This window comes from Brasilonema angustatum (assembly GCF_059505445.1).
Genome location: NZ_JCACKO010000004.1, coordinates 13,390 through 38,427 on the forward strand (window position 1 = coordinate 13,390; position 25,038 = coordinate 38,427).

Below are 25,038 nucleotides of genomic sequence, written 5' to 3' on the forward strand. Positions count from 1 at the left end.
GTTCTTTTTCTGTTATGCCTAGTACAGTGCGGCGTAAGTTTAGATAGGGTTATACTGCCAAACGCTTCCCCTTAAAAGTCTATATTTACACCCTAACCGAATTTACGCCTTGGAGTACTAGTACTGAAAATGAAGTTAGGCAATGAGCGTGTTCAAGTAAACTATCTATATTGATTACTTCTGATTCAGGTGTTTCAGGTTTATAAAGAAAATTTGAGGCAAAATTTGGATATTGCTGAAAGAGAGATTTAGCAGTTTCTATTTGATAGAGTGTTAATTGATGTTTATCCCAATCATCATAACTTATTAAAACTAATTGAGATAATGATTGTAAGTTATCAAGTAGATCTTGGTGTAATTTTCTAGACCAGGGGCGGACAGGTCTACAGTCTCTGTACGCATAAACATCATCTGAAGTGGCAGTTAATTTGATTGGTTGAGTCTCATAACCACCACTATCTATAAAAAGAAGATCAGAGGCATAAATATATACGTCTTGGAGTTCGTAATGTATATCATAAGCACTTATTAGCGAGACATCTGAAATATATTCTTTTGTTTTTGTGTAAATGTTTTTTAATTCAGGAAATCCCCGGCTGGAAAATGATGGGACGATGAGGGGAGTAGGGATATCAATGATAGAAATTTGGCGAGATTTACAAATTTCAGAAACTCTCATCCAATGCTCTCCTGTCTAAACATGATGGGCATTCTTCACAGGGGATATCTCCGCGACGTTCGCAACTAAACGTCATCTCTATTGGCATTTTTGTGATTTTACAATATTTGAAAATATCTTTTTTGGTGAATTCTATAAATGGAGCTTCAACTTGAACGGAGCCTGCAAAATAACCATTAAAAATTCGTTGAATATCTTCTAAAAATGCTTTGGAGCAATCGTAATAAGGTGTTCCGGCATGAATTCCTATAGCAAATCTGCCGTGCTTAGTGGAAAGAATGCTAGCAGATGCGAGCAGTAGGGTTGCGTTGCGACAATGGTATTCTCCCTGAGTGCGGACAATTTTCAACCCCAAGTCAATTGTGTTGAGGGAGATGTTGTAATGTTGAGTTATTGCTAGGACAGCACGGCGTTCTCCTTCAAAGCTGGGTTGGTTATAGTTGAAGTGAATACCTCTTATAGTCAAACCGCGTGAAAGGTAGAAGGCGATTAAAGCTGCGGAATCAATCCCTCCCCCAAGTAGTAAATTTACGTCTGCATCTGGTTGAAGCATCAATTGCTGAACTAGCTAAAAAGTTGAGTGTCAATCCTAGCACAATAAACAAGTTCTGAGAATTAGCTCTTTGAACGCAACTTAGTATTAAATAGGGTTTTAAAGATTTCATTCTTCTAGGTGAAGTGATCACCTTGGTGAATATCTTCAGCATGTTGCTGATTGTCTTCGGCATTATCATTACTGGAGTTTAGACTACTGCATGACAAAATGACTCAAGGGCAAGCTTGTGATGAACTAAACACCTCAAATTTATCACTATTTCAAGTTCCTCAATCTGGTTCTGATGCAAGAATAGACAGTAATTCAGGAGATATTGTTGTTAAGCCAATATCATAACCGATTCCTTTCCTCGGTTGTTTACTTTCTAGTGTGGCTCATTTTCCACAATCAAATAGGATTGATATAGGACTCCTATTTGATTTTTGAACAACTAAGCTGGCTATAAGCTTGATATACAAAGCTTTCCTTATCAGTATACTGAGCAAGATTCAAGTAGGATTCCTATATAGCAATCCTAAATAATTCGTGAACAACAAGATTCCCGATTTCTTTGGCTCTTACTTTTATTACTTACTAGTGCCCAAGAATTTGCCATGATATAGCAGTCCTATTTCATTTGTGTGAAAGTGCCTGCGCTCTGCGCTTAAAAACAAAGTAAATTTGTACATTCTTCTTCCCTGTTATACCGTTTCACTTTAAGGTTGATACATATAAGGGGCAGGAAGCAGGGGGAAAGAATTAGAAACCAATCATTTGTATCAGGGATTTCGTGAAATGGTATTAAACGTTAAGCGTTCCCTACCTCAACGAGTAATTTCACAACTCCTGCACAGATTGCTATAACAGTTTTTTCATTACTGAAATTTATCAAATTGAGTAAAAATAATATTTGTAATTATTAAAAAACCTATTTAAACTAAAAATTAAGCACTTAATTGATGGCTTCTATCAAAGTAATATCACCACTACCAATCATGAGATGATGAGCTTATCGATGACAAATTTATTGTTAACATTTGGAATAATTTGCTTCATAATTGCAGTAATTGGTCAAGCCAAGCTGTTTTTTCTTGAAATTAATCCTGGTTGTTTTGGGAGATTTATAGCTTTAACAACTGCTATTTTTAGCTTTGCATTAGCAGTTATCTTCATACTATTCCCATTGTCAACACCAGATTTGGTGAGCAATTACTTGACCCCCTATATTTCACAGTTCATGGAGCAATTTCTGGGCATGATTTTTTATCATTAAAGGTGGTCGTCCAGGGGAAAAGCATCTAATTTCAATAGGATACCATGAGTGCAATGATTTTTTGTAAATTTTGGTGAGTTTGCCCTGTTTGGAAATCCTCTTTAATTTTTATTAGGAAATAAGATGCGTTTCTCCTGACGCCTACTCAAACTCTGCTTCGAGAAGCCTTGGGACTACATAAAGAGAAATCGCAATCTCAAAAGGTGATTTCAGCATCTGACGATCACCTCTTGAGATTGATACTTTGCACGGTTGAAACTGAGCTTTTTTGATTCAGGCAAGAGCAATTCACGGTTACTCTTGATGAATCATTAGTAATCGAAGTCGCCGCCTAAGCCACCGCCACCGGGTACAGCAGGAGCATTATCCTTCGGTTCTGGCTTGTCAACTACAATGGCTTCGGTGGTCAATACCATACCTGCAATTGACGCAGCATTCTGCACAGCCGAACGGGTCACCTTAGCGGGATCAACAATCCCCGCTGCAAACAAATCCACGAACTCGCCGGTTGTTGCGTCATAGCCCACATTGAAGTCCTTCTCTTTGACTCGTTCCGCAATTACCGCACCGTTTTGACCCGCATTTTCGGCAATCCGCTTTAGAGGTGCAGCCAGTGCCCGAGACACAATCAATGCCCCTGTCAATTCTTCACCTACTAGGGTAGACTTTGCCCAGCTTTCCAATCCAGGAGCCAGATGTGCTAGCGTTGTGCCACCACCGGGAACGATACCCTCTTCAACAGCAGCTCTAGTAGCGTTAATCGCATCTTCCAGACGTAGCTTGCGGTCTTTGAGTTCGGTTTCTGTGGCAGCACCGACTTTAACAACTGCAACCCCGCCAGCTAGCTTGGCCAAACGTTCTTGCAGTTTCTCTTTGTCATAAGAAGACTCGGTTTCTTCGATTTGCCGCCGGATTTGTTCTACCCGAGCCTTCACAGCTTGCTCATTGCCTTCAGCAACGAGGGTCGTGCTATCTTTGGTGATGGTGATGCGGCGAGCTTTCCCGAGTTGCTCAAGCTTGGTAGCATCCAGCTTCAGACCAGCATCTTCGGTAATCAACTGCCCGCCTGTGAGAATGGCAATGTCCTCTAGGATAGCCTTGCGGCGATCGCCAAATCCAGGTGCTTTTACAGCAGCTACGTTCAGCACACCACGCAAACGGTTAACAACCAAGGTTGCCAAAGCTTCTTTTTCAATATCTTCGGCAATAATTACTAAGGGACGACCAGCACGGGCTACTTGCTCAAGAACGGGTACTAAGTCCTGTACCAAAGCAATTTTCTTATCGGTTAGTAGCAGGAAAGGCTCATCCAGCACTGCTTCCAACCGCTCCGTATCCGTAGCAAAATAGGGAGAAATATAACCCTTGTCGAAGTTCAAGCCTTCTGTAACTTCCAATTCGGTGGTGACTGACTTACCTTCTTCCAGGGATATTACCCCTTCACGACCAACCTTATCTAATGCTTCTGCAATTAAAGCACCCACGATTTCATCGTTACCGGCAGAGATGGCAGCAACTTGAGCGATCGCTTTGGAGTCTTCGACGGGACGCGCATGTTCTCTAATCTTGTCCACTAGAAAACCTGTGGCTTTGTCGATACCACGCTTGAGTTCAATGGCGTTTGCACCAGCAGCGACATTGCGCAATCCTTCTTTGACAATGGCGTGAGCCAAAACAGTTGCAGTTGTGGTGCCATCTCCAGCAGCATCATTGGTTTTAGAAGCTGCTTGACGAATTAGAGATACACCCGTGTTTTCAACGTGATCTTCTAGTTCAATTTCTTTAGCTATGGTGACTCCATCATTGACAATTTGAGGAGCGCCAAACTTCTTTTCCAAAACAACATTACGGCCTTTAGGACCTAAAGTCACTGCTACTGCTTCAGCAAGAATGTCAATTCCTTTTTCCAGAGCACGACGAGCATTTTCGTTGTATATGATGCGTTTAGCCATAGTATTCAAGTTTTCTGTGTAAGTAGTGTGTAAGTTGATCAGTTGTAACTGTCATCAGTTATTTGTCATTCGCTATTTGGCTTGTGGAGTACGAATGACTAATAGCTAATGGTATCGACTATGAAACAATTGCCAGAATGTCCTTCTCAGACAACAGCACATAATCCTCCGTACCAAGCTTAATGTCGGTGCCAGCGTACTTAGAGTAGAGAACTTTATCGCCAACTGCTACATCAATTGCTTGATGGGTGCCGTCATCGTTGCGTTTACCGGGGCCGGCTGCAACAATTTCACCCACCTGCGGTTTTTCTTTAGCGCTATCAGGCAGAAGAATGCCTCCCGCTGTTTTCTCTTCAGACTCACTAACCTTGATGAAAACGCGATCACCCAGAGGCTTAAGAGTAGATACGCTCAACGCTATAGCTGCCATACAAAACTTTCCAAGCTAACTTTCTTAAGGTGAACAAATGAGTGTAATTAGGTTATGAACTGGTAAAGACAGATGTTTGCTCAATCACAGATGTCTAATCGGGAGGAAAATCCATCATACGTTGTGTCGTAGGCATGGAAGGTTTTCTGATCAAATCAATCCAATCAATACTGAGCAAAATGAGAAATTGCTAGTAGTGCCAGTTAAAATTCACTAACTTGATTGACTTGCAGTAGTTTTATGTTAAGTATCATGTCATATAGTTTTAAAAAAATCAAGCAGTCCCGAAGTATTTAAGCTTAGGGACTTCAATTCAGGCACTTACAAGAAAAAAATTTAAAGGCGCAGGACTTGCGCCTTTCTGGCTGGGACGATCTCCACGCACCAACTCATACACCCACTAATTATTGTTAGCGCAGCGTTGTTGTATCTTCTACGGAAACTGCACTTAGAGCTTAACCGAACCGTATTGCAATTTCACTCTAAGAAACCACCAAAGAAATCTAACGTTTCCTTCAACGCTTTCACAAAAACATCTATCTCTTCACGAGTATTGTAAAAAGATAAACTTGCCCGTGCAGTCGCCGCAATACCTAAATGACGGTGCAATGGTTGTGTGCAGTGGTGTCCAGAACGAATCGCGATACCTTCTTGATCTAATAATGTAGATATGTCGTTAGCGTGGATTTCGCCAGCGGTGAACGCAGCAAGAGCAGCTCTGCCCAAACCTGCTATTTTAGGTTTAGGACCGTAGATGCGAAGCTGAGGAATTTGTTCTAACTGCTCAAACAAATAACCAGTCAACTCAGCTTCATAGGCATAGATTTTATCCATACCAATGTTGGTAAGATAGTCTACCGCTGCACCAAGAGCAATTGTTTCGCCAATAGCTGGTGTTCCTGCTTCAAATTTATGTGGTAAATCTGCATACGTAGAGTGGTCTAAAAAAACCTCCGCAATCATTTCCCCACCACCCAAGAAGGGAGGCATTGATCGCAGCAAGTCTAACTTGCCATACAAAAAGCCAATCCCACTTGGAGCACACATTTTGTGACCAGAAGCTACCAACCAATCACAGCCAATTTGCTGTACATTGATAGGCATATGAGGGACACTTTGGCAAGCATCAATTAATACTTTAGCACCGTGTTGATGAGCAATTTCGCAAATTTCCTTCACTGGGTTAATACAACCCAAAGTGTTAGAAACATGCACCACCGACACTAATTTTGTTTTTTCATAAACCAGCTTTTTAAACTCTTCTAAATCAAAAGTTTCTTCCGCAGCCAGTTCAATAAATTTCAGCACCGCGCCCGTCTTTTGGGCGACAAAATGCCAAGGTACTAAATTACTGTGGTGTTCCATCACCGAGAGGATGATTTCGTCCCCTGGCTGCAAATTGCTCATTCCCCAACTGTAAGCAACCAAATTGATCGCCTCAGAAGCATTGCGAGTGAAAACAATTTCCTGGCGTGATGCAGCTTTTACGAACGCAGCAACTTTGTCTCTGGCGACTTCATAAGCTTCCGTCGCTTTAGCGCTAAGAGCATGTACACCGCGATGTACATTGGAATTGTACTGCTCGTAATAGTCTCGAATCGTGTTGAGAACGAGCAGAGGTTTTTGTGACGTAGCAGCGTTGTCAAAGTAGACTAAGGGTTTGCCGTTAACTTCTTGGTGTAATATTGGGAAGTCAGCACGGACTTGATCAGCAAGGGTTCTTTCTTGGGTAAAGGTCATAATTAGTCATTAGTCATTGGTCATTAGTCATTAGTGATTGACTGATAATTATTGACAGTTTGTGTGAGTCTTTCTTGTAAAGACGGAACAGGTATTTGGTTAATAACTTCAGCCGCGAAAGCATTAATTAATAAGTTGCGAGCATTATCCTCATCAATACCCCGACTTTGCAAGTAGAAGATTTCATCATCCTCCAACTGACTGACGGTAGCACCGTGAGCGCACTTCACATTATCTGCGGTAATTTCTAATTGCGGCTTAGTATCAACCCTAGCCTTTGGCGATAGTAACAAATTCCGATTCAACTGTGCTGCATCTGTCAACTGTGCAGGCTTAGGAACAAAAACCTTACCGTTAAACACAGCATGAGCGCGATCGCCAATAATACACTTATGCAATTGCTGACTTCTGCCATAAGGATAATTCAGAGCGATCGCACTATGAGTATCCGCCAACTGGTTTCCCCCAATCACCGTCAACCCATTCAGAATCGTTTCCGTTTGCTCACCAGCCTGTAAAATCTCTAAATTGTGACGCGACAACTTCCCACCAAAAGTGATTGCATGACAAGTATACCGACTGTAACGAGCTTGAGAAACAGCAGTCTTCCCTACGTGGAAAGCCTCCGCACCTTCCAACTCAAGCCGAGTGTGATTCACTTGAGCATTTTCCTCAAGCCAAACCTCAGTCACCGCATTGGAAAAGTAAACCCTCTTTTCCTCTTCTTCCTTCGTGTCCTTTGCGCCTTTGCGGTTCGTATACTCTTCCACCAACGTCACACTACTACCAACCTCCGCCACCACCAAACAACGTGGTAGAGAAATCGTGGCAGACTTCCCAGCAGCAACAAACATCAAATGAATCGGTGTTTCCACCACCACATTCTTCGCCACCCAAACCACAGCTACATCTTTGATTCCACTCGTGTTGAGCGCAGTAAACACCTCATGCGCCCCCTCAGTTTGAGCCAAATATTGCTGCACACGCTGGCGATCGCCCACAGGTAAACCAGCCAAATTACTAACGATCACCCCATCTGGCAAACCTGCAACCGCAGATAACTCAGGCGCATAAACCCCATTCACAAACACCAAACGGTTCGCAGCTTCTGGTATCGAAGGAATATCCGATAAACTGATATCTGCTGGCTGACTTACAACACCTTCAAACTTTACTTTCCGCAAAGACGACAAATCGCTAAAGCGCCATTCCTCATCGCGAGTGGTGGGAAGAACCGATTTACGCACCCAAAGCGTAGCGCGATCGTGTAACTCCTGCAACCAAGCATCAGCACCGTCAAAAGATGTGTGATCATCTATGATCTGATTTAATAACCCAGTCAGTTCAGCATCCCTATCCAACACAGCAGACGCCAAATCAACTGGATTTGAATTAGGAACCGGACTAGGAGAAACTAGAACGCTCATCACACACCCACCTCATCAAGCGCATCTTCCAACACCCAGTCATAACCGCGTGATTCCAATTCCAACGCCAGTTCCTTACCACCACTCGTGAGAATTCGTCCATTTGCCATCACATGAACGAAGTCTGGCACAATATAATTCAGCAACCGCTGATAGTGAGTAATCATAATTGTGGCATTTTCCGGATTCGTCAGCTGATTCACCCCGTTCGCCACAATCTTCAAAGCATCAATATCCAAACCTGAATCAGTCTCATCCAAAATTCCTAACTTTGGTTCCAGAAGCGCCATTTGCAAAATCTCATTACGCTTCTTCTCACCACCAGAAAAACCTTCATTCAAACTCCGACTCAGGAAAGCAGGATTCATCTTCACTACATCCAGCTTTTCCTCAATCAAATCATCAAAATCAAACGCATCCAATTCCTCTAAACCCTGCGCCTTACGACGAGAATTATAAGCCACGCGCAGAAAATCCAAATTACTCACACCCGGAATTTCCAACGGATACTGAAACGCCAAAAATATACCACTTCTGGCGCGTTCCTCCGGTTCCATCTCCAGCAGATTTTGCCCCTGGAAAATCACCTCACCGCCAGTCACCTCATACGCCGGATGTCCAGCCAGAACCTTAGAAAAAGTACTCTTACCAGAACCATTCGGTCCCATAATCGCATGGATTTCACCCGAACGTACCTCAAGATTCAAACCCTTAAGAATCGGCGTCCCATCAACATCAGCCGTCAAATCTCGTACTGACAGCACAACTTCACTATTCTCAATAATCATGTATCTTCTCTCTCTTCTCTTCTCTTTCTTCCTGCTTCGCGCCCTTCGCGCCTTCGCGGTTAAATATTTATTGAACCACGAAGACACAAAGGACACGAAGAGAATTACCCAACACTACCTTCCAACTTCAGACTCAACAGCTTATCAGCCTCCACCGCAAACTCCATCGGTAGCTGATTAAACACATCCTTACAGAAGCCACTAATCATCATCGAAATAGCATCTTCTGAGGAAATGCCCCGCTGTGCGAAGAAGAACAATTGATCTTCCCCAATCTTAGAAGTCGAAGCTTCGTGCTCAACCTTCGCAGTATTATTCTGTACCTGAATATAAGGGAAAGTATTGGCGTGAGCATTATCCCCAATCAGCATCGAGTCGCACTGGGAATAGTTCCGCGCCCCTTGCGCCTTCGGGTTAACTTTCACCAAACCACGGTAACTATTACTCGATTTACCGGCGGAAATTCCCTTAGAAATAATCGTACTGCGGGTGTTCTTACCAACGTGAACCATCTTAGTACCCGTATCAGCTTGCTGCATATGATTCGTCAGCGCCACTGAGTAAAACTCACCCACAGAGTTATCACCCACCAACACGCAGCTAGGATACTTCCAGGTGATAGCCGAACCAGTTTCTACCTGTGTCCAAGAAATCTTAGAATTCACACCTTGACACAAACCGCGCTTGGTGACGAAGTTATAGATACCGCCTTTGCCGTTTGCGTCTCCAGCGTACCAGTTCTGCACGGTGGAGTATTTAATCTCGGCATTGTCGAGGGCGACGAGTTCTACGACAGCAGCATGTAGCTGGTTACTGTCGTACATTGGTGCGGTACAGCCTTCCAGGTAGGAGACATAGCTATTTTCTTCAGCAACAATCAGTGTCCGCTCAAATTGTCCAGTTTCGCCATTGTTGATCCGGAAGTAGGTAGACAGTTCCATCGGGCATTTCACACCCTTGGGAATGTAAACGAAGGAACCATCACTAAAGACGGCGGAATTAAGCGCTGCAAAATAATTATCTGCTGTTGGGACAACGCTACCCAAATACTTGCGCACCAATTCTGGATATTCTTGTAAGGCTTCAGAAATGGAACAGAATATCACACCTTCTTTGAGAAGTTTTTCTTTAAAGGTGGTTCCGATAGAAACGCTATCGAAAATCGCATCCACAGCGACGTTTGCCAGTCGCTTCTGTTCAGACAGGGGAAGTCCCAGCTTTTCAAAGGTTTCCAACAAAGCGGGATCAACTTCATCTAAGCTGTTAAGCTTTTCTTTCTTTTGTTTCGGCGCGGAGTAATAAATGATATTTTGGTAATCAATCACCGGATACTTAACGCTTGGCCAAGTTGGTTCTGCCATTTTTTGCCACTGGCGAAAAGCTTTCAGGCGAAAATCCAGCATGAACTCTGGCTCGTTTTTCTTGAGCGAGATAAGGCGGATGGTGTCCTCGTTTAGTCCACGCGCGATTGTGTCGGCTTCGATGTCGGTGATAAAGCCGTACTTGTATGGCTGGTTGACTAATGTCTTGACAGTGGCACTCATTGGTAGTTTTCTCTTGCGTTCGCTTTGTAGAATCTCTTTAAGGAAGGGAGACGGGCTTTTTTAACCGATTCCCATGTTTCGTCACCGAGTGGTTACGAGACTGCTAAAATAACTATATAGACTAAAACAACAACATTGTTGTTTAATGTATATTCATTTTAAGCTAGATTAACAACAACATTGTTGTCAAACTTATATTTTTCTGCAAATCAAATGAACTTTTGGGACGACGATGGAGACTACCCACCAGTCCTCAACAAAGCAAGATATTCTAAAATATCTTTTGAAACACTCACAGGCTACAGCTTTTGAGTTAGCCGAAGCTCTCGATATTAGCCCCCAAGCAATTCGTCGTCATCTGAAGGATTTAGAGGGCGAGGAGTTGATTTCTTTCTCATTGTCAGTGCAAGGAGGAATGGGGCGTCCACAGCATGTTTATCAATTGACTCGTACTGGACGCGATCGCCTGCGTGGAGATGGTGCTGATGGTTATGGTCAATTTGCGGTTTCTCTGTTGGACACATTAGCAGAAACGGTCGGACACGACCAAGTCAGTTCAATTTTACGAAAGCAATGGGAGCGCAAGGCAGAAGAATATCGCGATCGCCTGGGAAACGCCTCTTTGTCAGAAAGGGTGGCAATTTTGGTAAAACTGAGAAAAGCTGAGGGCTTTATGGCTGAGTGTCATCCTGTAGAATCGAGTGAGTCATCACAAGGCGACGGATTTATTTTAACCGAATACAACTGCGCGATTTCTAACGTTGCAGAATCTTTCCCCAGCATTTGCGGTCATGAATTAGAAATGTTTGCTACAGTTTTACCTGATTGTACAGTAGAACGTACTCACTGGATTATTAACGGCGAACATCGCTGCGGCTATTTAGTACAAGAGCGAAAAAACAAACTTTAAGTTTTTCCATTAAGTGAGTAACCGCAACAAGTGAGCATTTTTATTCAGTCTAAACCAAAGATTATAGGTAGTTAGTAATCGGATTTACGAACCAGTGATTTCTAACCCGTTACAACCGCAACATTTGAGTAAATTTTAGGCAAATCTTAAACAAAAGTTATGGAGTTACCATCACCACAATCAACCTCACAATTTATAACTCCAGAAGAGTTAGTAAAAGTCGATGCTGCTTTGCTCTCCTCACCAGAGAAATTTTTAACTCGATTGACAATCTCATCTCTGAGGCTTTTGAAGCAAATCGCCCAAGAAAACGAAGTGAATATTGAAGATTTGACAGCCCAGCAGGTGATTGATTGGTTTGAAAAAGATGGAAAGATTCGACGAGAGCAAGGAATTGAGGCAGCTTATTTAAAGTGGTAAGCTTAAAAGTCTTGGGCGAATATAATTCGCTACTACACAAGCAAAGTCCACCTCTGTGGACTAATGAAGAATCAAGAATTTCAGAACCTGCGGAGGCAGGTTTTGTCTGTATAGCTGCGATTTCTAATCGCCAAGATACATAAAAGTAAGCTTTTAAAACATCCTCTTAAAAGTTCCCTGTTCCCTGTTCCCTGTTCCCTGCCCTATTTTAACGACCTACTTACTTCTTCTTTAATACAGGAGTTAAATATTCTGGAATACCCTCTAGCTGAATAACGTTGCACCCAAGCTTATAAGCAAATTCAACCGACTCTCCAGCACCCAATACGTTATAAAAAGCTGTTGCAAATTTAATTGCAGCTTGATCACCAATCTGCTTGTTCATTCCAATCACGTAGGGAATATGCTTAACAATCGCTTGGGCTTGAACTTCTGAGTAACAAGCGTTGAGAACAACGCACTCAATGTGAGAAGCAAATAACTCGAATAGTCTAGCCAAAGCTTGTGTATCTACTAATCGCACATTCCCGGTTTCATCCTCCAGCGCCAAACCATCATCACCTGTACCATGACCGCTAAAATGAACAATTTGTGGCTTAAAGTCCAATAACGATTGGTAAACTTCTTGAACACGCACAGCCCGACGCTGTTTTAGGTCAAATAATTCTCGTTTTTTTGCTCGTCGCAATCCAGCCTCAATTTCTCGCACCTCTTCATCTAATCGCAGGGGCAAACTGTTTTTTGGATTTGCTGCCAAAATTAGAATTGTTTTGACTGCAGAATTGTTGGCTTCTGTTCGTGCAACTTGGTTGTAGTTGGTAATATCACCACCTATTTGATGGGCGTTCACTGAATCAGCGTTTACAAGACCTCCAGCGAATTGAGCGCCTTGTAAGTTGAAGTTAGATTGTCTATTAGGAGTTTCTGGCATAGATTTACAAAAATTAGGGGGGTAAGGGTGTAGGGGTGTAGGGGTGTAGGGGAAGGAAAATCCGCGTGCCCTAATTCAGATCTTGCATCTCGACCTGAGTACGCCTTGAACTGAAGTTCAAGGCTTATAGCTAAAGTCCGTTAAAACTGAGATCTTGCACCATTCTCAATCACCGTAGGGTGGGCACTGCCCACAACGTAAAAATAAGGTTTTGAGCGAACTCTAGGCAGTGCCCACCTTACAAAAATTGCAATAACGCAACTGCTGCAAGATGTGAGCGCCCAACGGGCGCGATTAACGCTCCCGCAAAATATGAAACAAGCACATTTTTATAAGATTTCTCAAAGCCTTACTGTATAACGGTTCTAAAATGTGCAAGTTAGGAGTTAAAACGGACTGAAACGCATATCCAGTGAGCTTTAGCTTACTTGAGCTTTGAGCCAAGAAATTTATTTCTTGGCGGACAAGAATTATGGTGCAAGATCTGAGCTAAGCCAGTTTCCTGCAGCATTGGTTTTACTTCGTTACACTCGCTGCGGACACACAGAACTTTTTTCCACCTACTTAATTCAGTTAATCAGACATAAGTAGCTCGCAAAATTAAACTCACTTGACTAATATTCTCCTTCACCTGGAATCAAAGCAGATAGAGGTGGAGACATATATAATACAGACAACCAACAACGCCCAAACAAGCCATGCCGGAGTCAGAAGACCCCAAAGACCCTGGAAAAGTCTCTAATAATGACTTACGCAATTCCCAGTTTGCAGGTGGGTTTATCGATGCCCAGAACGTTAATGCTGGACGTATAGGCGGCGATATTCGCAATACTGTGAATTTTTCCTTTGGACGAAGAGCTAGTAATGAATTACTCAATCCCAAAACCAGAAATCATATACGGCAAATACTGTTAAAACAAGTCAGCAATGAAGTTGAAAGTCGGATAAGTACCTCTCTCCATAATCGGATTTATATTGTCCAAGATACAGACCAAAATCCGTCTGAGATTGAATTACCTTGGGCAAGTGAGATAAAGGTTGGCTCCACACCAAAAATTCATTTAACCAATACAGAAATAACAACAGTTTATGACTTACCTGATATTGCAGGCAGATTATTAATTCTGGGGGAGCCTGGTGTTGGAAAAACTACCATGCTTCTTAAATTAGCTGAGGAACTAGTCAAACGTGCTAAAAATGACTCAACACATCCAATTCCAACGTTATTTAGTTTATCTTCTTGGAAAAGTGATAGTCACAGTATTAAAGATTGGTTAGTAGACCAACTTAAACATAAATATGGAGTACGGAAAGATATTGGTAAACAGTTAGTAGAAAATCAAGAAATTCTACCCCTTTTAGATGGGTTAGATGAATTAGCGGCAGAACGTCAAGAAAAATGCGTCGTCAAAATTAATAATTTTATAAACACGGGATGGAGCAATCCTTTAGTTATTTGCAGTCGGAAACAAGAGTATCAACGTTATAAAGCTTTACTTCAACTAAATAATTCTTTGGAACTATGCCCTTTTACTCAAGAGCAAGTCAACCAATATTTACAAAACACAGATAATTTACAGTTGTGTGACAGTATTAATCAGGATGAAGAGTTAAGTAAGTTAGCTAAAACACCACTTCTATTAAATATTATTGTACATTCGGCTCAAGAACTATCAATAGAAACGTGGCAGCGGTTAAAGTCTTCTGAAGAACGTCTAAACTATCTGTTTGAGACTTACGTTAGTAGAATGCTAAAACGTAAATATAGAAATAAAAAACCTGATTTAGAAAAGACTAAACACTGGTTAAGTTGGTTAGCGCAAAGGTTAAATGAGCAAAATGTCAATGAGTTTTTTCTTGACGTAATTCAACCAACTTGGTTGAGTAAAGCAAATCTAAAATTTGTTTATTTTATTATTGTAAACCTATTTTTACTAAAGCTGTATCCAGGGGTGATGAAAGGGCTGTTTATAGCGATTAATTTAAGAGTGAAATCAGAGGTGAATTTAGAGATGATTTCAACGATAATTTCAACAGTGAGTTCAGAAATAATTTCATATTTCGATATAAATACGATTATACTCATACCATTTTTTGGGATTGTAAGCCAAATTGAAACAGTTAATGCTAGAAAGTTTTCTTTAAAAAACTTTTTGTTTTTTCTGATTGTCGGATTGATTTCAGGATTTACTTCATTGAACACTGAAGAGCTTATTCTAGTAATAACTTTAGTACTAAATTTCGGCTTAATAACTGTGATAAATAGGCAACCGATTGAAAATAAAACTATTCCTAATCAAGGAATTCGCTTATTAGTTAATGACACTATTATTATATTAACGAGTAGTGCTTTCTTGGTTACATTAATAGTTATTATAGTAACAAAAAAATTCCAACCTCTACAAGACTTAACTTTTAGTGCAGTGTTTGGATTATTGTTTGGGCTGTTAGTTGCAATGCCTGAAAAGCTAACACCGCTCATCCAACATTTTGTTTTACGCGTAATTCTCTGGGCTAATGGTTACGCTCCTTGGAATTATGCCAAGTTTCTTGACTACTGCACCAATCGCCTATTTCTACAACGAGTAGGGGGCGGCTATCGGTTTATGCATGACTTGTTACGCCAGCACTTTGCCGATTACTCTGTTCCAAGGAATCTAGCACCTATTCAAGAAACTACAGTAGCAACTTCTGTTTTAATTCCAGATTATATTTCATGTACCAGTTGCGGTCATCATAATTCTACTAATTGCAAGTTCTGTACGCAGTGCGGAATGGGATTGAATAAACTAGATATTTAAACTTTTAAGATGCGCAGGGGTGTAGGCAATACGGTTCGCAATACTGCTCGGGTTTTGCCCAAAAAACAAAAATGTGTAGGTTGGGGAGCCAGTATTGTAGGGTGGGCAGTGCTTATCGTATTTTGCTGACAACATCCAGGTTTTGCTAAGCACTGCCCACCCTACGTGTCGTTCAAAAATCAAATAGGAGTCCTATAGCAATACGGTTTGGTTAGTTTGTTCATGTCAGGAGATCCCCCCAACCCCCCTTAAAAAGGGGGGCTTTTAACCTTCTTTTACCCCCTTTTTAAGGCGATCGCCGCAGGTGGAGGGATCTTATGCGCGTATTGGTTGCACTCGCTGCGGACATTTTACATTTAATTATATTGAACTACTTAACAAAAAAAAGCACCTTAATAAAGGCACTGTGTAAAGAAGGTTGAGACATTAATTTGTCTAAACAGCTTTTTAAAAAGAAGTTATGAGACGTAATTATTAGTACGTGGACTGCGAGTTCCAGTTGCAGCTCCAATCATTGAAGTAAGTAAACCTAACAAGGAACCAAAGACAAACCACCATAAACCGGAACGTACATTTGCTGCAATTTCTCTCGCCTGTTGAGCACTTACGTTAGGTGTGTTTTGCGGTATATTCACACCACCTTGCTGTTGCACTTGGTTAACCACAGCACCAGCATTAGAAGCAGCAACACCAAAAGCGCCGGATACTCCGCTTGCTAGTAACCAAGAGCCAACTGCTAATGTTGTTGCCCAAAGTATTGCACCGTTGAGAAGAGCTGTGTTGCGGTTCATCGGACCACAAGCACGAGCCATTACCCAACCACCAGTAAATAGTGAAATTAATAAACCAATAGTAGACCAAATGCCAACATTACCTGTGACATCTGAAGCGATTGTTCTCGGTCTACCTGAAGCTTCAACAGTACCTGCTCCGATCGCAGCAAAAATAGAACTTAAAATTAATTGAGTTGCTAGGGCAATTAATAAACCAGAAAGTATAGGACCCCAACGAACGCGATCGTGATAATCAGCTGTTCGAGCTACTACTACAGGCTCGCCAATCACCTCATCACCTACTCGATTTGTATATGACATAAGACTATTTATCCCTTAGTGCTCCAGTAAACTTTTTTCTAGCTATTTATGCTAATGATTACAATTAGACTACATATAAAAGTTTTTTATCTCTATCATCAGAAATAATTAATCACTATATCTTTAGTCACATAACTATCATGATTGTCCACGATGTTTTTTTCAGTGATCATACTTTGATCAAATGAAAAACTCTCTGAAAAAATTAACATAATTTCACAATAGCAATCAACATAACTTCATTATGTTTTGATTCTATCTCTAGTCATTTAATGGGAATGATAAATTAGTGTCTTTCATCAAGTTGTAAATAGTTATCAGTGAACAGTTAACAGCCATCAGTTACCAGTTACCAAGTACCCGCAGTACCAGTGATCAATTGTTCACTGTTCACTGTTCCCTGTTGCCTGTTGCCTGTTCCCTGTTCCCTATCTCCACTTTGTGATTCACACTCATCAAATCGGATTGCTATAACTGCTAACGCAGTTTCACCGCAGTACCTGTAGCAGTAATAAGCATGAGAACACCTGATTGGTCAACATTGATTGTGCCAGTATCGACTTCGATACCAACAACAGCATCTGCCCCTAGACGTAATGCCCGTCGCTCTAATTCTTGTATAGCCTTACGTTGTCCTTCCTCAAAGAGGCGTTCGTAGCTACCTGTGCGCCCGCCAACAACATCCCGGATGCTAGCAAAAAAATCTCGTAAGAAATTGCTACCGTAGACAACTTCCGCCGTCACGATGCCTAAATATGACTGAATGACGGCTCCTTGAATGACATCAGTTGTGGTTACTATCATAGATTTCCCTCAAAAAGGTAACTATCAGCTCATACTCCTGCTTGGATTTTTAAACGTCGAAGCAGATACTTGGAAAGCAGATTTTATGAAAAAAACTGTTAATTTATTGTAATCTCAAAAAAAAAAAGAAAATTATCGTAAATATTTTGTAAATATAAACTTAGAGATCTTGCAAAATCAAATAAATCTGTTTTAATAGACAATCAGCCACGGAGATTGTGGAAAAAAAGTTGCAGGGACTTTTAGGTAATTTACTGTGTACAAACGAACATCATTTATAGTAAGTGTTCTTTTAGTAGGGAGCTTTCTGGCAACAATCCCTTTGGTTGCTCAAGCTCAAGATGCATTACCACAACAACAAAGTAGCGAAGAGATAAAAGGACTTTTACAGGAAGGACGCAAATTAGTAGATAGTGGTGATTATAATGGGGCGATCGCTCTTTATCAAAGAGCATCCACTCTGGAGCCAAAAAACGCTACGATTTATTCTGGCATTGGCTACCTCTACGCCTTACAAGGAAATTTTCCCTCATCACTACAAGCTTACCGTCGTGCTGTTGCCTTAAATCCGAATAATAGCGATTATCAATATGCTTTGGGTTATGTCAGTGGTAATTTAGGAGACAATAAGGCAGCAAAGGACGCCTACCGGCGTGCCATTCAAAGTAACCGGAGTAACGTCAATGCTTATATAGGGTTGGCTACAGTTCTATTGCGTTTGGGAGAGAAGGACAATGTGAAATGGGCATACGAACAAGCTGTTAGCCTTGATCCCAAAAATCCCCAGGTTTATGAGTTGCGGGGTAACATCTTAATGAAGCAGGGTAAATCAAAAGATGCGATCGCAGCATTTCAACAAGCGAGGAGTTTATACCAAAAGCAAGGTAAACAGGATGGCGTAGTCAGGATAGAAGCGGTGCTACGAACTTTGAAAGGATAAAATTAGTCCAACTTGCGTCCGGTTAATTCAACAAAGATATCTTCCAAGTTAGAAGGACGAACCATCATGCCAGTTTTGTTTTCTTGTTGATTAAGATACGAGTTAGCATCTTCCAAAGTTGGGAAAAAAACATATTCCCAACGTTCTCCTACTTGCTTGATAACTAAACCCTCACCATGAGTAGAGCGTAACTCTTGTAGAGTGCCAAGAGATATTAATTTTCCGCCGTCCATAATGCCAATGCGGTCGCACAAATACTCCACCTCATCCATATAATGAGTCGTAAGCAGCATCGTCATCCCTTGCTTGTTCAAATCCCGAATAATTTCCCAAAGACGTCGCCTTGTTTGAGGATCTAGTCCCACTGTGGGTTCATCTAGAAACAGAATTTGCGGTTGATGCAACAAAGCCCTAGCTATCTGCAGCCGCCGCTTCATACCTCCAGACAGAGTTTTTACTAAGCTATTACGTCTAGGTGCGAGATCAACATACTCTAGCCATTGATCAATTAGGCGCTGTCGCCCAGGATTGGCAATGTGATGTAGCCTTGCGTGCAGCTCCATATTTTCCCATACTGTCAAATCTCCATCTACACTAACTGCTTGCAACACAACACCAAGACGCTGTTTTGCTAGTATGGGTTGACTGACGACATCATATCCAAATACCTCTATCTGCCCCTGGGTTGGTTTTGTCAATGTGGTTAACATCCGAATTGTGGTAGATTTCCCTGCACCATTCGGACCAAGTAGACCAAACATTTCTCCCGCATTGATAGTGAATGAGAGGTCATTCACTACAGGAATGTTATTGTAACTTTTGTGGACGTTTTCTAAATGAACAGCAACAGTCATGGATAGCTTGGCAAGAGAAAATTTGATCACATATTGTGACCATTGTGCCAGATGAAAACGCTTAAAATTGAAATTTACACTAAATATTTTTGCAACACAAAATAATCCCCTGCCTTTTATACTATGATGGCAAGGGGATAACTAATCAGCAAGATTTGACCAAGCGATGTCAAACTAACTTGTGATCTATCTATTTGTTGCTTTTGCCAAAATTAGTTACAATTGTTTCGATTAGGAGTCTTATCCTCACCACCAGAACGACTCGTGTTTGGCAACATCTGTACGGGCTGAGAAGGCTCAAGTAACTTAAGATGGTTCGTATCCGATGTAGACTCTACTTGGGCTATGATGTCTCTCAATCGTTCATTAACGACTGTAGTTCGATGCTGTCTTTTCATACGTTCCATTCCTAATACAGTAGCTGACCCAGATAACAATAAAGAGTGGAAACCTTCATTATATAGCAATTCAAGATTGACTATATGATGTTGAACTTTTTTTTAATATGAAACCGCAGATAGATGCAGATAATTTATCCATGTTTCTCTACGTCTATCTGCTGTTCTAAATAACTTTAAAAGCCCGCTAAAATCCTTTCGGCTTCCCGACACAGCACCTCGTGATACTGACCGTTGCTTGCAAGCAAACCACCCCACTGATTCACATCACCAGTGTTATATTGCAACGGCGTACCATCAAAATGAGTAAACTGGCCACCAGCTTCTGTTAAAATCAGTTCTGGAGCTGCTATATCCCAATCTTTGGGAGCAGACTTACCAGACAGAGAAATATAAACATCTGCTCGTTGTTCGACGATTGCAGCAATTTTGCCGCCTACACTACCAACTGCTTTCTGATTTTGACATGGTAGGTGTTGCAGTAGGTAATTTAATCTTTCGTTACGGTGGCTACGACTGACAACTAAAGTTAAATCCTCAATGCGTTCTCGTGACGAGACTTGTAGTGGTAAAGTTTTGCTATCGCGATCGCGCGTTTCTACAAAAGCGCCGCCTCCCTTTATGGCATAGTACAACTTTTCTGCTTCAGGTACTGCTACCACAGCAAGCACTGGGCGTGTTCCCTGCACCAACGCGATGTGGATAGCATATTCCCCGGTTTTTTCGATAAAATCTCGTGTACCATCCAAAGGGTCAATGATCCATACCCATTCTTGTTTAGCTTGTTCCCCTTTGTAAGTTTCTTCGCTAATGTAAGCAAAATCCTCTTTGCCCAAAACTCCTTGCAGATTCTCCAGGATGTAATTATTGACATTTACATCTGCAATAGTGACAGGCTCATTTTCATTTTGTTTATACTGTACTTCTATGTTGTCGGTCTGGTGGTAGTAAAATCGTAGTCTATCTGTTGCTCCCCAACCCACGGAACGAGCTAGTTCTAAAATTTTTTCTAGGTCTTTCATTTATCGCTTTGTCCCATTGTCCGGTGCCTATTGTAAAGTCAGCAATCTACTGTTGGAAATGCATCCAGCGGCGTGTGCCAAAAAATTGACAAGAGAAAGAAGTCATATGAGCTGCTTGCTGCAACGCAGTGATAAAACTTTCCTGTAAAATATGATGACAAAAAGCACCGTGGAAAATATCTCCAGCCCCCAGTGTATCAACAGCTTGAACAGCTGGTACATCTATAACGCCAGCTTTTCCATCTTCGAGATATCGAATCGGTTTTTCTCCATGAGTGATAGCAATGTGACAAATACCAAATCCACTGAGATAGCTAAAAACCTTATCTTCAGTCTCGCAGTTGGGCGGATGAAAATTAGCAGAACAAATAGCGTAGTCTACAAAAGGTAAAACTTTATCAAACCCGTTTTTCCAACTACCACCATCAATGACAACTGGGATATTCCTCGCTTTAGCTATTTGGGCAATTTCACTTCCAACAGCCATTTGATGTCCATCTATCAAAACAATGTTAACGTCTTGTAAAATTTCTGGCGAAATAGATTCACGGTTTGCTTGAGTTTTGACAGCGTTTATGGAAACGACTGCGCGTTCACCAGTTGCTTGGGTGACAATGATAGAAGAAACTGGTGGTGCGTTTTGTGTGTTGGGATCAAGGTCAATTATTTCAACTTTGTAATTTGCTAAATCTCCTTTTATCAACTGCGTCATTGGGTGAGAACCAACTATACCCAACACTGTTGCTTGATTACCCAAATGACTGAAAGTAACAGCCGCGTTTGTTGCTGGACCACCTGCAGCAACAGTGTAGTCAGCAGCGACTATTTTCTGATTACTCTGAGGAGGAGATTGGGCAAGGTAAATCAAATCTAAGGTGACTAAACCGACAAATAACCCATGTTTTTCCATATAGTTCAACGAATCACAGGCAAGCCTGACAGCGCCATCGCTATTTCTTCAGCACTATATTCAGTATCGCGTAACAATCCTGCCTGATAATCCATGTACGCTTGCATATCGAAGTGACCGTGACCGCACAAATTGAATAGAATGGTTTTACTGACTCCTTCTTCCTTGCAGCGTAGTGCTTCATCAATCGCACCCTTGACTGCATGATTAGCTTCAGGCGCAGGCAAAATCCCTTCAGCACGGGCAAAAGTTAAGCCCGCCGTAAAACAATCAAGTTGTGTGAAAGCTCTTGTTTCAATCAAACCCAAATCTACAACGTGACTCAGCAAAGGTGCCATCCCATGATACCGCAACCCGCCTGCATGGATGCCTTGGGGAATAAAGGAACTGCCCAAAGTGTGCATCTTGACAAGAGGAGTGAGATGTGCTGTATCACCAAAGTCATATGTATATTTGCCCTTAGTTAAGGTTGGGCAAGCAGCCGGTTCAACTGCCACAAATTTGATATTATTCTGCTCACCGCGCAGCTTTGCACCCATGAAGGGAAAGGCAATACCAGCAAAGTTACTACCGCCACCTGTACAACCGACGATAATATCAGGATAGTCACCTGCTTGTTCTAGTTGTGTCAGGGCTTCTTGACCGATCACAGTTTGATGATGTAGCACATGATTCAACACGCTACCTAATGCATATTTTGTCTGCTCATCTTGAACTGCGACTTCTACCGCTTCACTGATGGCAATGCCCAAACTGCCTGTGCTATCAGGATTTTCTTGGAGAATCTTTCGCCCTGCTTCTGTTTCATCACTGGGGCTAGCTATGACACGCGCACCAAAAGATTCCATAAAAGCACGACGATATGGCTTTTGCCGATAGCTCACTTTTACCATGTAAACCACGATTTCTAAGCCAAAAAAAGCACCAGCAACTGCCAGCGAAGAACCCCATTGCCCTGCACCAGTTTCTGTTGTCAGGCGCTTTACCCCTGCTTGCTTGTTGTAATAAGCCTGTGGAATCGCTGTATTGGGTTTGTGGCTACCAGCTGGACTGACACCTTCGTACTTGTAGTAAATTTTGGCTGGGGTATCAAGAGCTTGCTCTAGGCGTCGGGCGCGGTAAAGTGGAGTTGGTCGCCACTGACGGTAAATGGATTGTACTTCCTCAGGAATTTCAATCCAGCGTTCAGTGGTAACCTCCTGCGAAATTAGCGCCGCTGGAAAAAGGGGTTCTAAGTCTTTTGCTGTAATTGGCTGATGTGTAGCAGGGTGTAGCACTGGTGCCATCGGCGTGGGTAAATCAGCCTGGATATTATACCAGGACTGTGGCATTTGGTTTTCACTAAGCGTGTATTTGATCGTGTCCATTGCTGAAAAGTGACTACAAGAAATTTTTCTTTCTATCGTACGCTTTTCGCTGGATAGAATACACACACTTGAAAACTGCTATAAACTCCAGTCAACACACAAGATAATACTTATTCATGGATATCAAACCAGGAACACTTTACGTTGTCGGCACACCTATTGGTAACCTGGAAGATATGACATTCCGGGCAGTGAAAATTTTGCAGACAGTGGATCTGATTGCGGCGGAAGATACACGCCACACTGGTAGATTGTTACAACATTTTCAAGTGACAACGCCACAGGTGAGTTACCACGAACACAACCGTAACAGTCGGATTCCAGAGTTATTAGAGCAACTCAGTAACGGTAAAGCGATCGCCCTGGTGACTGATGCAGGTATACCAGGAATTTCTGATCCTGGGTATGAATTGGTGAAAGTTTCTGTTGAGGCTGGGATAACAGTTGTGCCAATCCCTGGTGCAAATGCAGCAATGACTGCATTAAGTGCAGCTGGATTACCAACGGATAAATTTGTTTTTGAAGGATTTTTACCAGTTAAAAGTCAACAAAGGCGATCGCACTTAGAATCCCTGAAAATAGAACCTCGCACACTCATTTTCTACGAGTCTCCCCACCGCCTACGCGAAACTTTGGAAGATTTAGCAGAAGTCTTTGGAAACACTCGTCAAATTGTCATCGCGCGGGAGTTAACTAAGTTGTATGAAGAATTTTGGCGGGGAAGTATTGAATCAGCAATTCTTCATTACACCCAACGCGAACCTCAAGGTGAATACACTTTAGTTGTGGCAGGAACACCACCCACTCAACCGCAACTTTCAGAAGAAGAACTCAAAGCAGAGTTACAAAAGATCATGAGTCAGGGAATATCGCGATCGCAAGCCAGCCGTCAGTTAGCAAAAGAAATTTCCTTTCCCCGTCGTCAATTATATCAATTAGCTCTTTCTATCAAAATGCCCGATCAAGATAGTCATTAGTCATCAATCTTCTTCTTCCCTGATTCCCTCTACTTTTCCCTTTCTCCTACTTTTGTCAAGGGGAGTTTCGCTCCCGGTTGCAGTCGCACTACAATGAGAGTATTGTTCATGAGGAAGAAGAATGACCCAGGTGCTTTTAGGAGACAATGAAGGAATTGATTCGGCTTTGCGTCGATTTAAACGGCAAGTTTCCAAAGCAGGAATCTTAGCTGATGTCAAGTTTCACAGACACTTTGAAACACCATTAGAAAAACGTAAACGCAAGGCTGTAGCTGCAAGACGCAAGCGAAGTATGAGATAAACCGAATTGGAACTGACGTTGCTTGACTACGTTCAGTATGTTAGATAAGCTTAAATAGATTCGGTAGCCTTGATATAAAAATTAGACAACATGAATCGTACCCCCTACAGGGGTACGATTTAGTCGGTTTTAAAAACCATAGAATACGCCAAGTGAGTCAGAAACTCATGTCTTATGTGTAATATTTTAAGTGAAGAACGGTCGTACTCAGCCCAACAATTCTACTTCTTTTTGAAATAGGTGAGCTTAGCTCACCTATTTCAGTAGTGGGAATGTCAAAAATACACCTAAGATTGCGAACTATCAAAAGAGCGGCTATTACAGACATTCATCGCCTTTTCTACTCCCTGCTTCAGGCTGAGTTCTACGCATTCAACCACAAACTGTAGTACAACAGAAACCATCTGATTTTCAGCAGCAGAAAATCGTCCTAAGACATGAGAAACAGTACCATGTTCGTCGTTACTCGCTGCATTTTTTGGTTTACCAATGCCGATACGTAAACGAGGAAAGTTTTGTGTCCCAAGGTGTGCGATCGCGCTTTTCATACCATTATGTCCTCCAGCTGAACCAGATAAGCGCAAGCGAGTTTTTCCCAAAGGCAAATCCATATCATCATAAATAACTAGAACTAACTCAGGTTGCAGCTTATACCAGCTTGTCACGGCTTGCATTGCTTGTCCTGAAAGATTCATATAAGTCAGTGGCTTCAACAAACGGATTTTCTCTCTATTTGGTGCAATTCCTTCGCCATATTCGCCTTGAAACTTGCGATTTTCTGCCAAAGGAATCTTCCAAGAACGAGATATCGCGTCTATAGCAGCAAAACCAATATTGTGGCGTGTTTGATCATACTTGGGTTCTGGGTTCCCCAACCCGACAATTAGTTGGGGAATGACCAAAGTTTTTTTAGCAACAGCTTCTGTCATTTTGCCTTCTGT

Annotated in this window: 24 protein-coding genes; 7 read left to right on the plus strand and 17 right to left on the minus strand. The window is 41.9% G+C overall.

The genetic code is table 11. From position 1 onward, the window contains the following. Positions 1 to 85: 85 nt before the first annotated feature. Positions 86 to 679, minus strand: coding sequence for a hypothetical protein (locus tag AC5JM2_RS00485; RefSeq protein ID WP_495832959.1), 594 nt, complete (start codon positions 677 to 679; stop codon positions 86 to 88). Beyond that, complete coding sequence (locus AC5JM2_RS00490; protein WP_495832960.1) at positions 666 to 1,232, minus strand: 7-cyano-7-deazaguanine synthase; 567 nt, start codon at positions 1,230 to 1,232, stop codon at positions 666 to 668. The genes AC5JM2_RS00485 and AC5JM2_RS00490 overlap by 14 nt, the downstream gene beginning before the upstream one ends. 210 nt (positions 1,233 to 1,442) lie before the next feature. On the opposite strand from AC5JM2_RS00490, the gene AC5JM2_RS00495 reads away from it, so the two are divergent. Then, a complete protein-coding gene (locus tag AC5JM2_RS00495; protein WP_495832961.1) occupies positions 1,443 to 1,571 on the plus strand; it encodes a hypothetical protein in 129 nt (42 codons plus the stop codon). 1,227 nt (positions 1,572 to 2,798) lie between these two features. Here AC5JM2_RS00495 and groL read toward each other — a convergent pair. From groL to sufB, 6 genes are all read right to left on the minus strand, one after another. After that, entirely contained in the window at positions 2,799 to 4,439 is a 1,641-nt protein-coding gene (gene groL, locus AC5JM2_RS00500; protein WP_495832962.1) for a chaperonin GroEL, read from the minus strand. A 118-nt stretch (positions 4,440 to 4,557) separates the two neighbouring features. Then, entirely contained in the window at positions 4,558 to 4,869 is a 312-nt protein-coding gene (gene groES / locus AC5JM2_RS00505) for a co-chaperone GroES (RefSeq protein ID WP_210613015.1), read from the minus strand. Between the two features lie 477 nt (positions 4,870 to 5,346). After that, a complete protein-coding gene (locus AC5JM2_RS00510; RefSeq protein WP_495832963.1) occupies positions 5,347 to 6,609 on the minus strand; it encodes a SufS family cysteine desulfurase in 1,263 nt (420 codons plus the stop codon). Between the two features lie 23 nt (positions 6,610 to 6,632). Then, on the minus strand, positions 6,633 to 8,036 hold the full coding sequence (gene sufD / locus AC5JM2_RS00515; protein ID WP_495832964.1) for a Fe-S cluster assembly protein SufD: 1,404 nt from the start codon (positions 8,034 to 8,036) through the stop codon (positions 6,633 to 6,635). Then, positions 8,036 to 8,824, minus strand: a complete 789-nt coding sequence (sufC, locus tag AC5JM2_RS00520; protein ID WP_495832965.1) for a Fe-S cluster assembly ATPase SufC — start codon at positions 8,822 to 8,824, stop codon at positions 8,036 to 8,038. The genes sufD and sufC overlap by 1 nt, the downstream gene beginning before the upstream one ends. 104 nt (positions 8,825 to 8,928) lie before the next feature. After that, complete coding sequence (sufB, locus tag AC5JM2_RS00525) at positions 8,929 to 10,368, minus strand: Fe-S cluster assembly protein SufB (RefSeq protein ID WP_495832966.1); 1,440 nt, start codon at positions 10,366 to 10,368, stop codon at positions 8,929 to 8,931. Between the two features lie 232 nt (positions 10,369 to 10,600). On the opposite strand from sufB, the gene sufR reads away from it, so the two are divergent. Further along, the gene (gene sufR / locus AC5JM2_RS00530; protein WP_495832967.1) at positions 10,601 to 11,278 is read left to right on the plus strand and encodes an iron-sulfur cluster biosynthesis transcriptional regulator SufR; all 678 of its coding nucleotides are present in this window, start codon (positions 10,601 to 10,603) and stop codon (positions 11,276 to 11,278) included. Positions 11,279 to 11,437: 159 nt separating this feature from the next. Next, positions 11,438 to 11,698 (plus strand): NDH complex assembly factor CRR9, encoded by a 261-nt coding sequence (locus AC5JM2_RS00535; RefSeq protein WP_169155553.1) that lies wholly within the window; start codon positions 11,438 to 11,440, stop codon positions 11,696 to 11,698. Between the two features lie 220 nt (positions 11,699 to 11,918). On the opposite strand, the gene AC5JM2_RS00540 is transcribed toward AC5JM2_RS00535, so the two are convergent. Next, on the minus strand, positions 11,919 to 12,629 hold the full coding sequence (locus AC5JM2_RS00540) for a CHAT domain-containing protein (protein ID WP_495832968.1): 711 nt from the start codon (positions 12,627 to 12,629) through the stop codon (positions 11,919 to 11,921). Between the two features lie 698 nt (positions 12,630 to 13,327). On the opposite strand from AC5JM2_RS00540, the gene AC5JM2_RS00545 reads away from it, so the two are divergent. Beyond that, positions 13,328 to 15,430 carry an NACHT domain-containing protein gene (locus tag AC5JM2_RS00545; protein ID WP_495832969.1) on the plus strand — a complete coding sequence of 701 codons (2,103 nt, stop codon included), beginning with the start codon at positions 13,328 to 13,330 and terminating at the stop codon, positions 15,428 to 15,430. 458 nt (positions 15,431 to 15,888) lie between these two features. On the opposite strand, the gene AC5JM2_RS00550 is transcribed toward AC5JM2_RS00545, so the two are convergent. Next, on the minus strand, positions 15,889 to 16,524 hold the full coding sequence (locus AC5JM2_RS00550; protein WP_495832970.1) for a hypothetical protein: 636 nt from the start codon (positions 16,522 to 16,524) through the stop codon (positions 15,889 to 15,891). 477 nt (positions 16,525 to 17,001) lie between these two features. Next, complete coding sequence (locus AC5JM2_RS00555) at positions 17,002 to 17,328, minus strand: YbjQ family protein (RefSeq protein ID WP_495832971.1); 327 nt, start codon at positions 17,326 to 17,328, stop codon at positions 17,002 to 17,004. Between the two features lie 256 nt (positions 17,329 to 17,584). Here AC5JM2_RS00555 and AC5JM2_RS00560 point away from each other — a divergent pair, with 256 nt between their 5' ends. Then, positions 17,585 to 18,268, plus strand: a complete 684-nt coding sequence (locus AC5JM2_RS00560; protein ID WP_495832972.1) for a tetratricopeptide repeat protein — start codon at positions 17,585 to 17,587, stop codon at positions 18,266 to 18,268. Positions 18,269 to 18,270: 2 nt separating this feature from the next. Here the strand turns inward: AC5JM2_RS00560 and AC5JM2_RS00565 are convergent, their stop codons facing one another. The 5 genes from AC5JM2_RS00565 to AC5JM2_RS00585 form a co-directional block, all read right to left on the minus strand. Next, complete coding sequence (locus AC5JM2_RS00565; protein ID WP_495832973.1) at positions 18,271 to 19,122, minus strand: ABC transporter ATP-binding protein; 852 nt, start codon at positions 19,120 to 19,122, stop codon at positions 18,271 to 18,273. Positions 19,123 to 19,334: 212 nt separating this feature from the next. Then, entirely contained in the window at positions 19,335 to 19,520 is a 186-nt protein-coding gene (locus AC5JM2_RS00570; protein WP_495832974.1) for a hypothetical protein, read from the minus strand. Positions 19,521 to 19,696: 176 nt separating this feature from the next. Then, complete coding sequence (locus AC5JM2_RS00575) at positions 19,697 to 20,542, minus strand: 3'(2'),5'-bisphosphate nucleotidase CysQ family protein (protein WP_495832975.1); 846 nt, start codon at positions 20,540 to 20,542, stop codon at positions 19,697 to 19,699. A gap of 46 nt (positions 20,543 to 20,588) precedes the next feature. Further along, the gene (locus AC5JM2_RS00580; RefSeq protein WP_495832976.1) at positions 20,589 to 21,452 is read right to left on the minus strand and encodes a sugar kinase; all 864 of its coding nucleotides are present in this window, start codon (positions 21,450 to 21,452) and stop codon (positions 20,589 to 20,591) included. 5 nt (positions 21,453 to 21,457) lie between these two features. Further along, positions 21,458 to 22,819, minus strand: coding sequence for a TrpB-like pyridoxal phosphate-dependent enzyme (locus AC5JM2_RS00585; RefSeq protein WP_495832977.1), 1,362 nt, complete (start codon positions 22,817 to 22,819; stop codon positions 21,458 to 21,460). 116 nt (positions 22,820 to 22,935) lie between these two features. Here AC5JM2_RS00585 and rsmI point away from each other — a divergent pair, with 116 nt between their 5' ends. Together rsmI and rpsU are read left to right on the plus strand one after the other, a co-directional pair. Further along, positions 22,936 to 23,796, plus strand: a complete 861-nt coding sequence (gene rsmI, locus AC5JM2_RS00590; protein ID WP_495832978.1) for a 16S rRNA (cytidine(1402)-2'-O)-methyltransferase — start codon at positions 22,936 to 22,938, stop codon at positions 23,794 to 23,796. A 121-nt stretch (positions 23,797 to 23,917) separates the two neighbouring features. Beyond that, on the plus strand, positions 23,918 to 24,097 hold the full coding sequence (gene rpsU, locus AC5JM2_RS00595) for a 30S ribosomal protein S21 (protein WP_171977719.1): 180 nt from the start codon (positions 23,918 to 23,920) through the stop codon (positions 24,095 to 24,097). Between the two features lie 287 nt (positions 24,098 to 24,384). Here rpsU and pth read toward each other — a convergent pair whose 3' ends face one another. Then, a complete protein-coding gene (gene pth / locus AC5JM2_RS00600) occupies positions 24,385 to 25,026 on the minus strand; it encodes an aminoacyl-tRNA hydrolase (RefSeq protein WP_495832979.1) in 642 nt (213 codons plus the stop codon). Positions 25,027 to 25,038 lie beyond the last annotated feature (12 nt).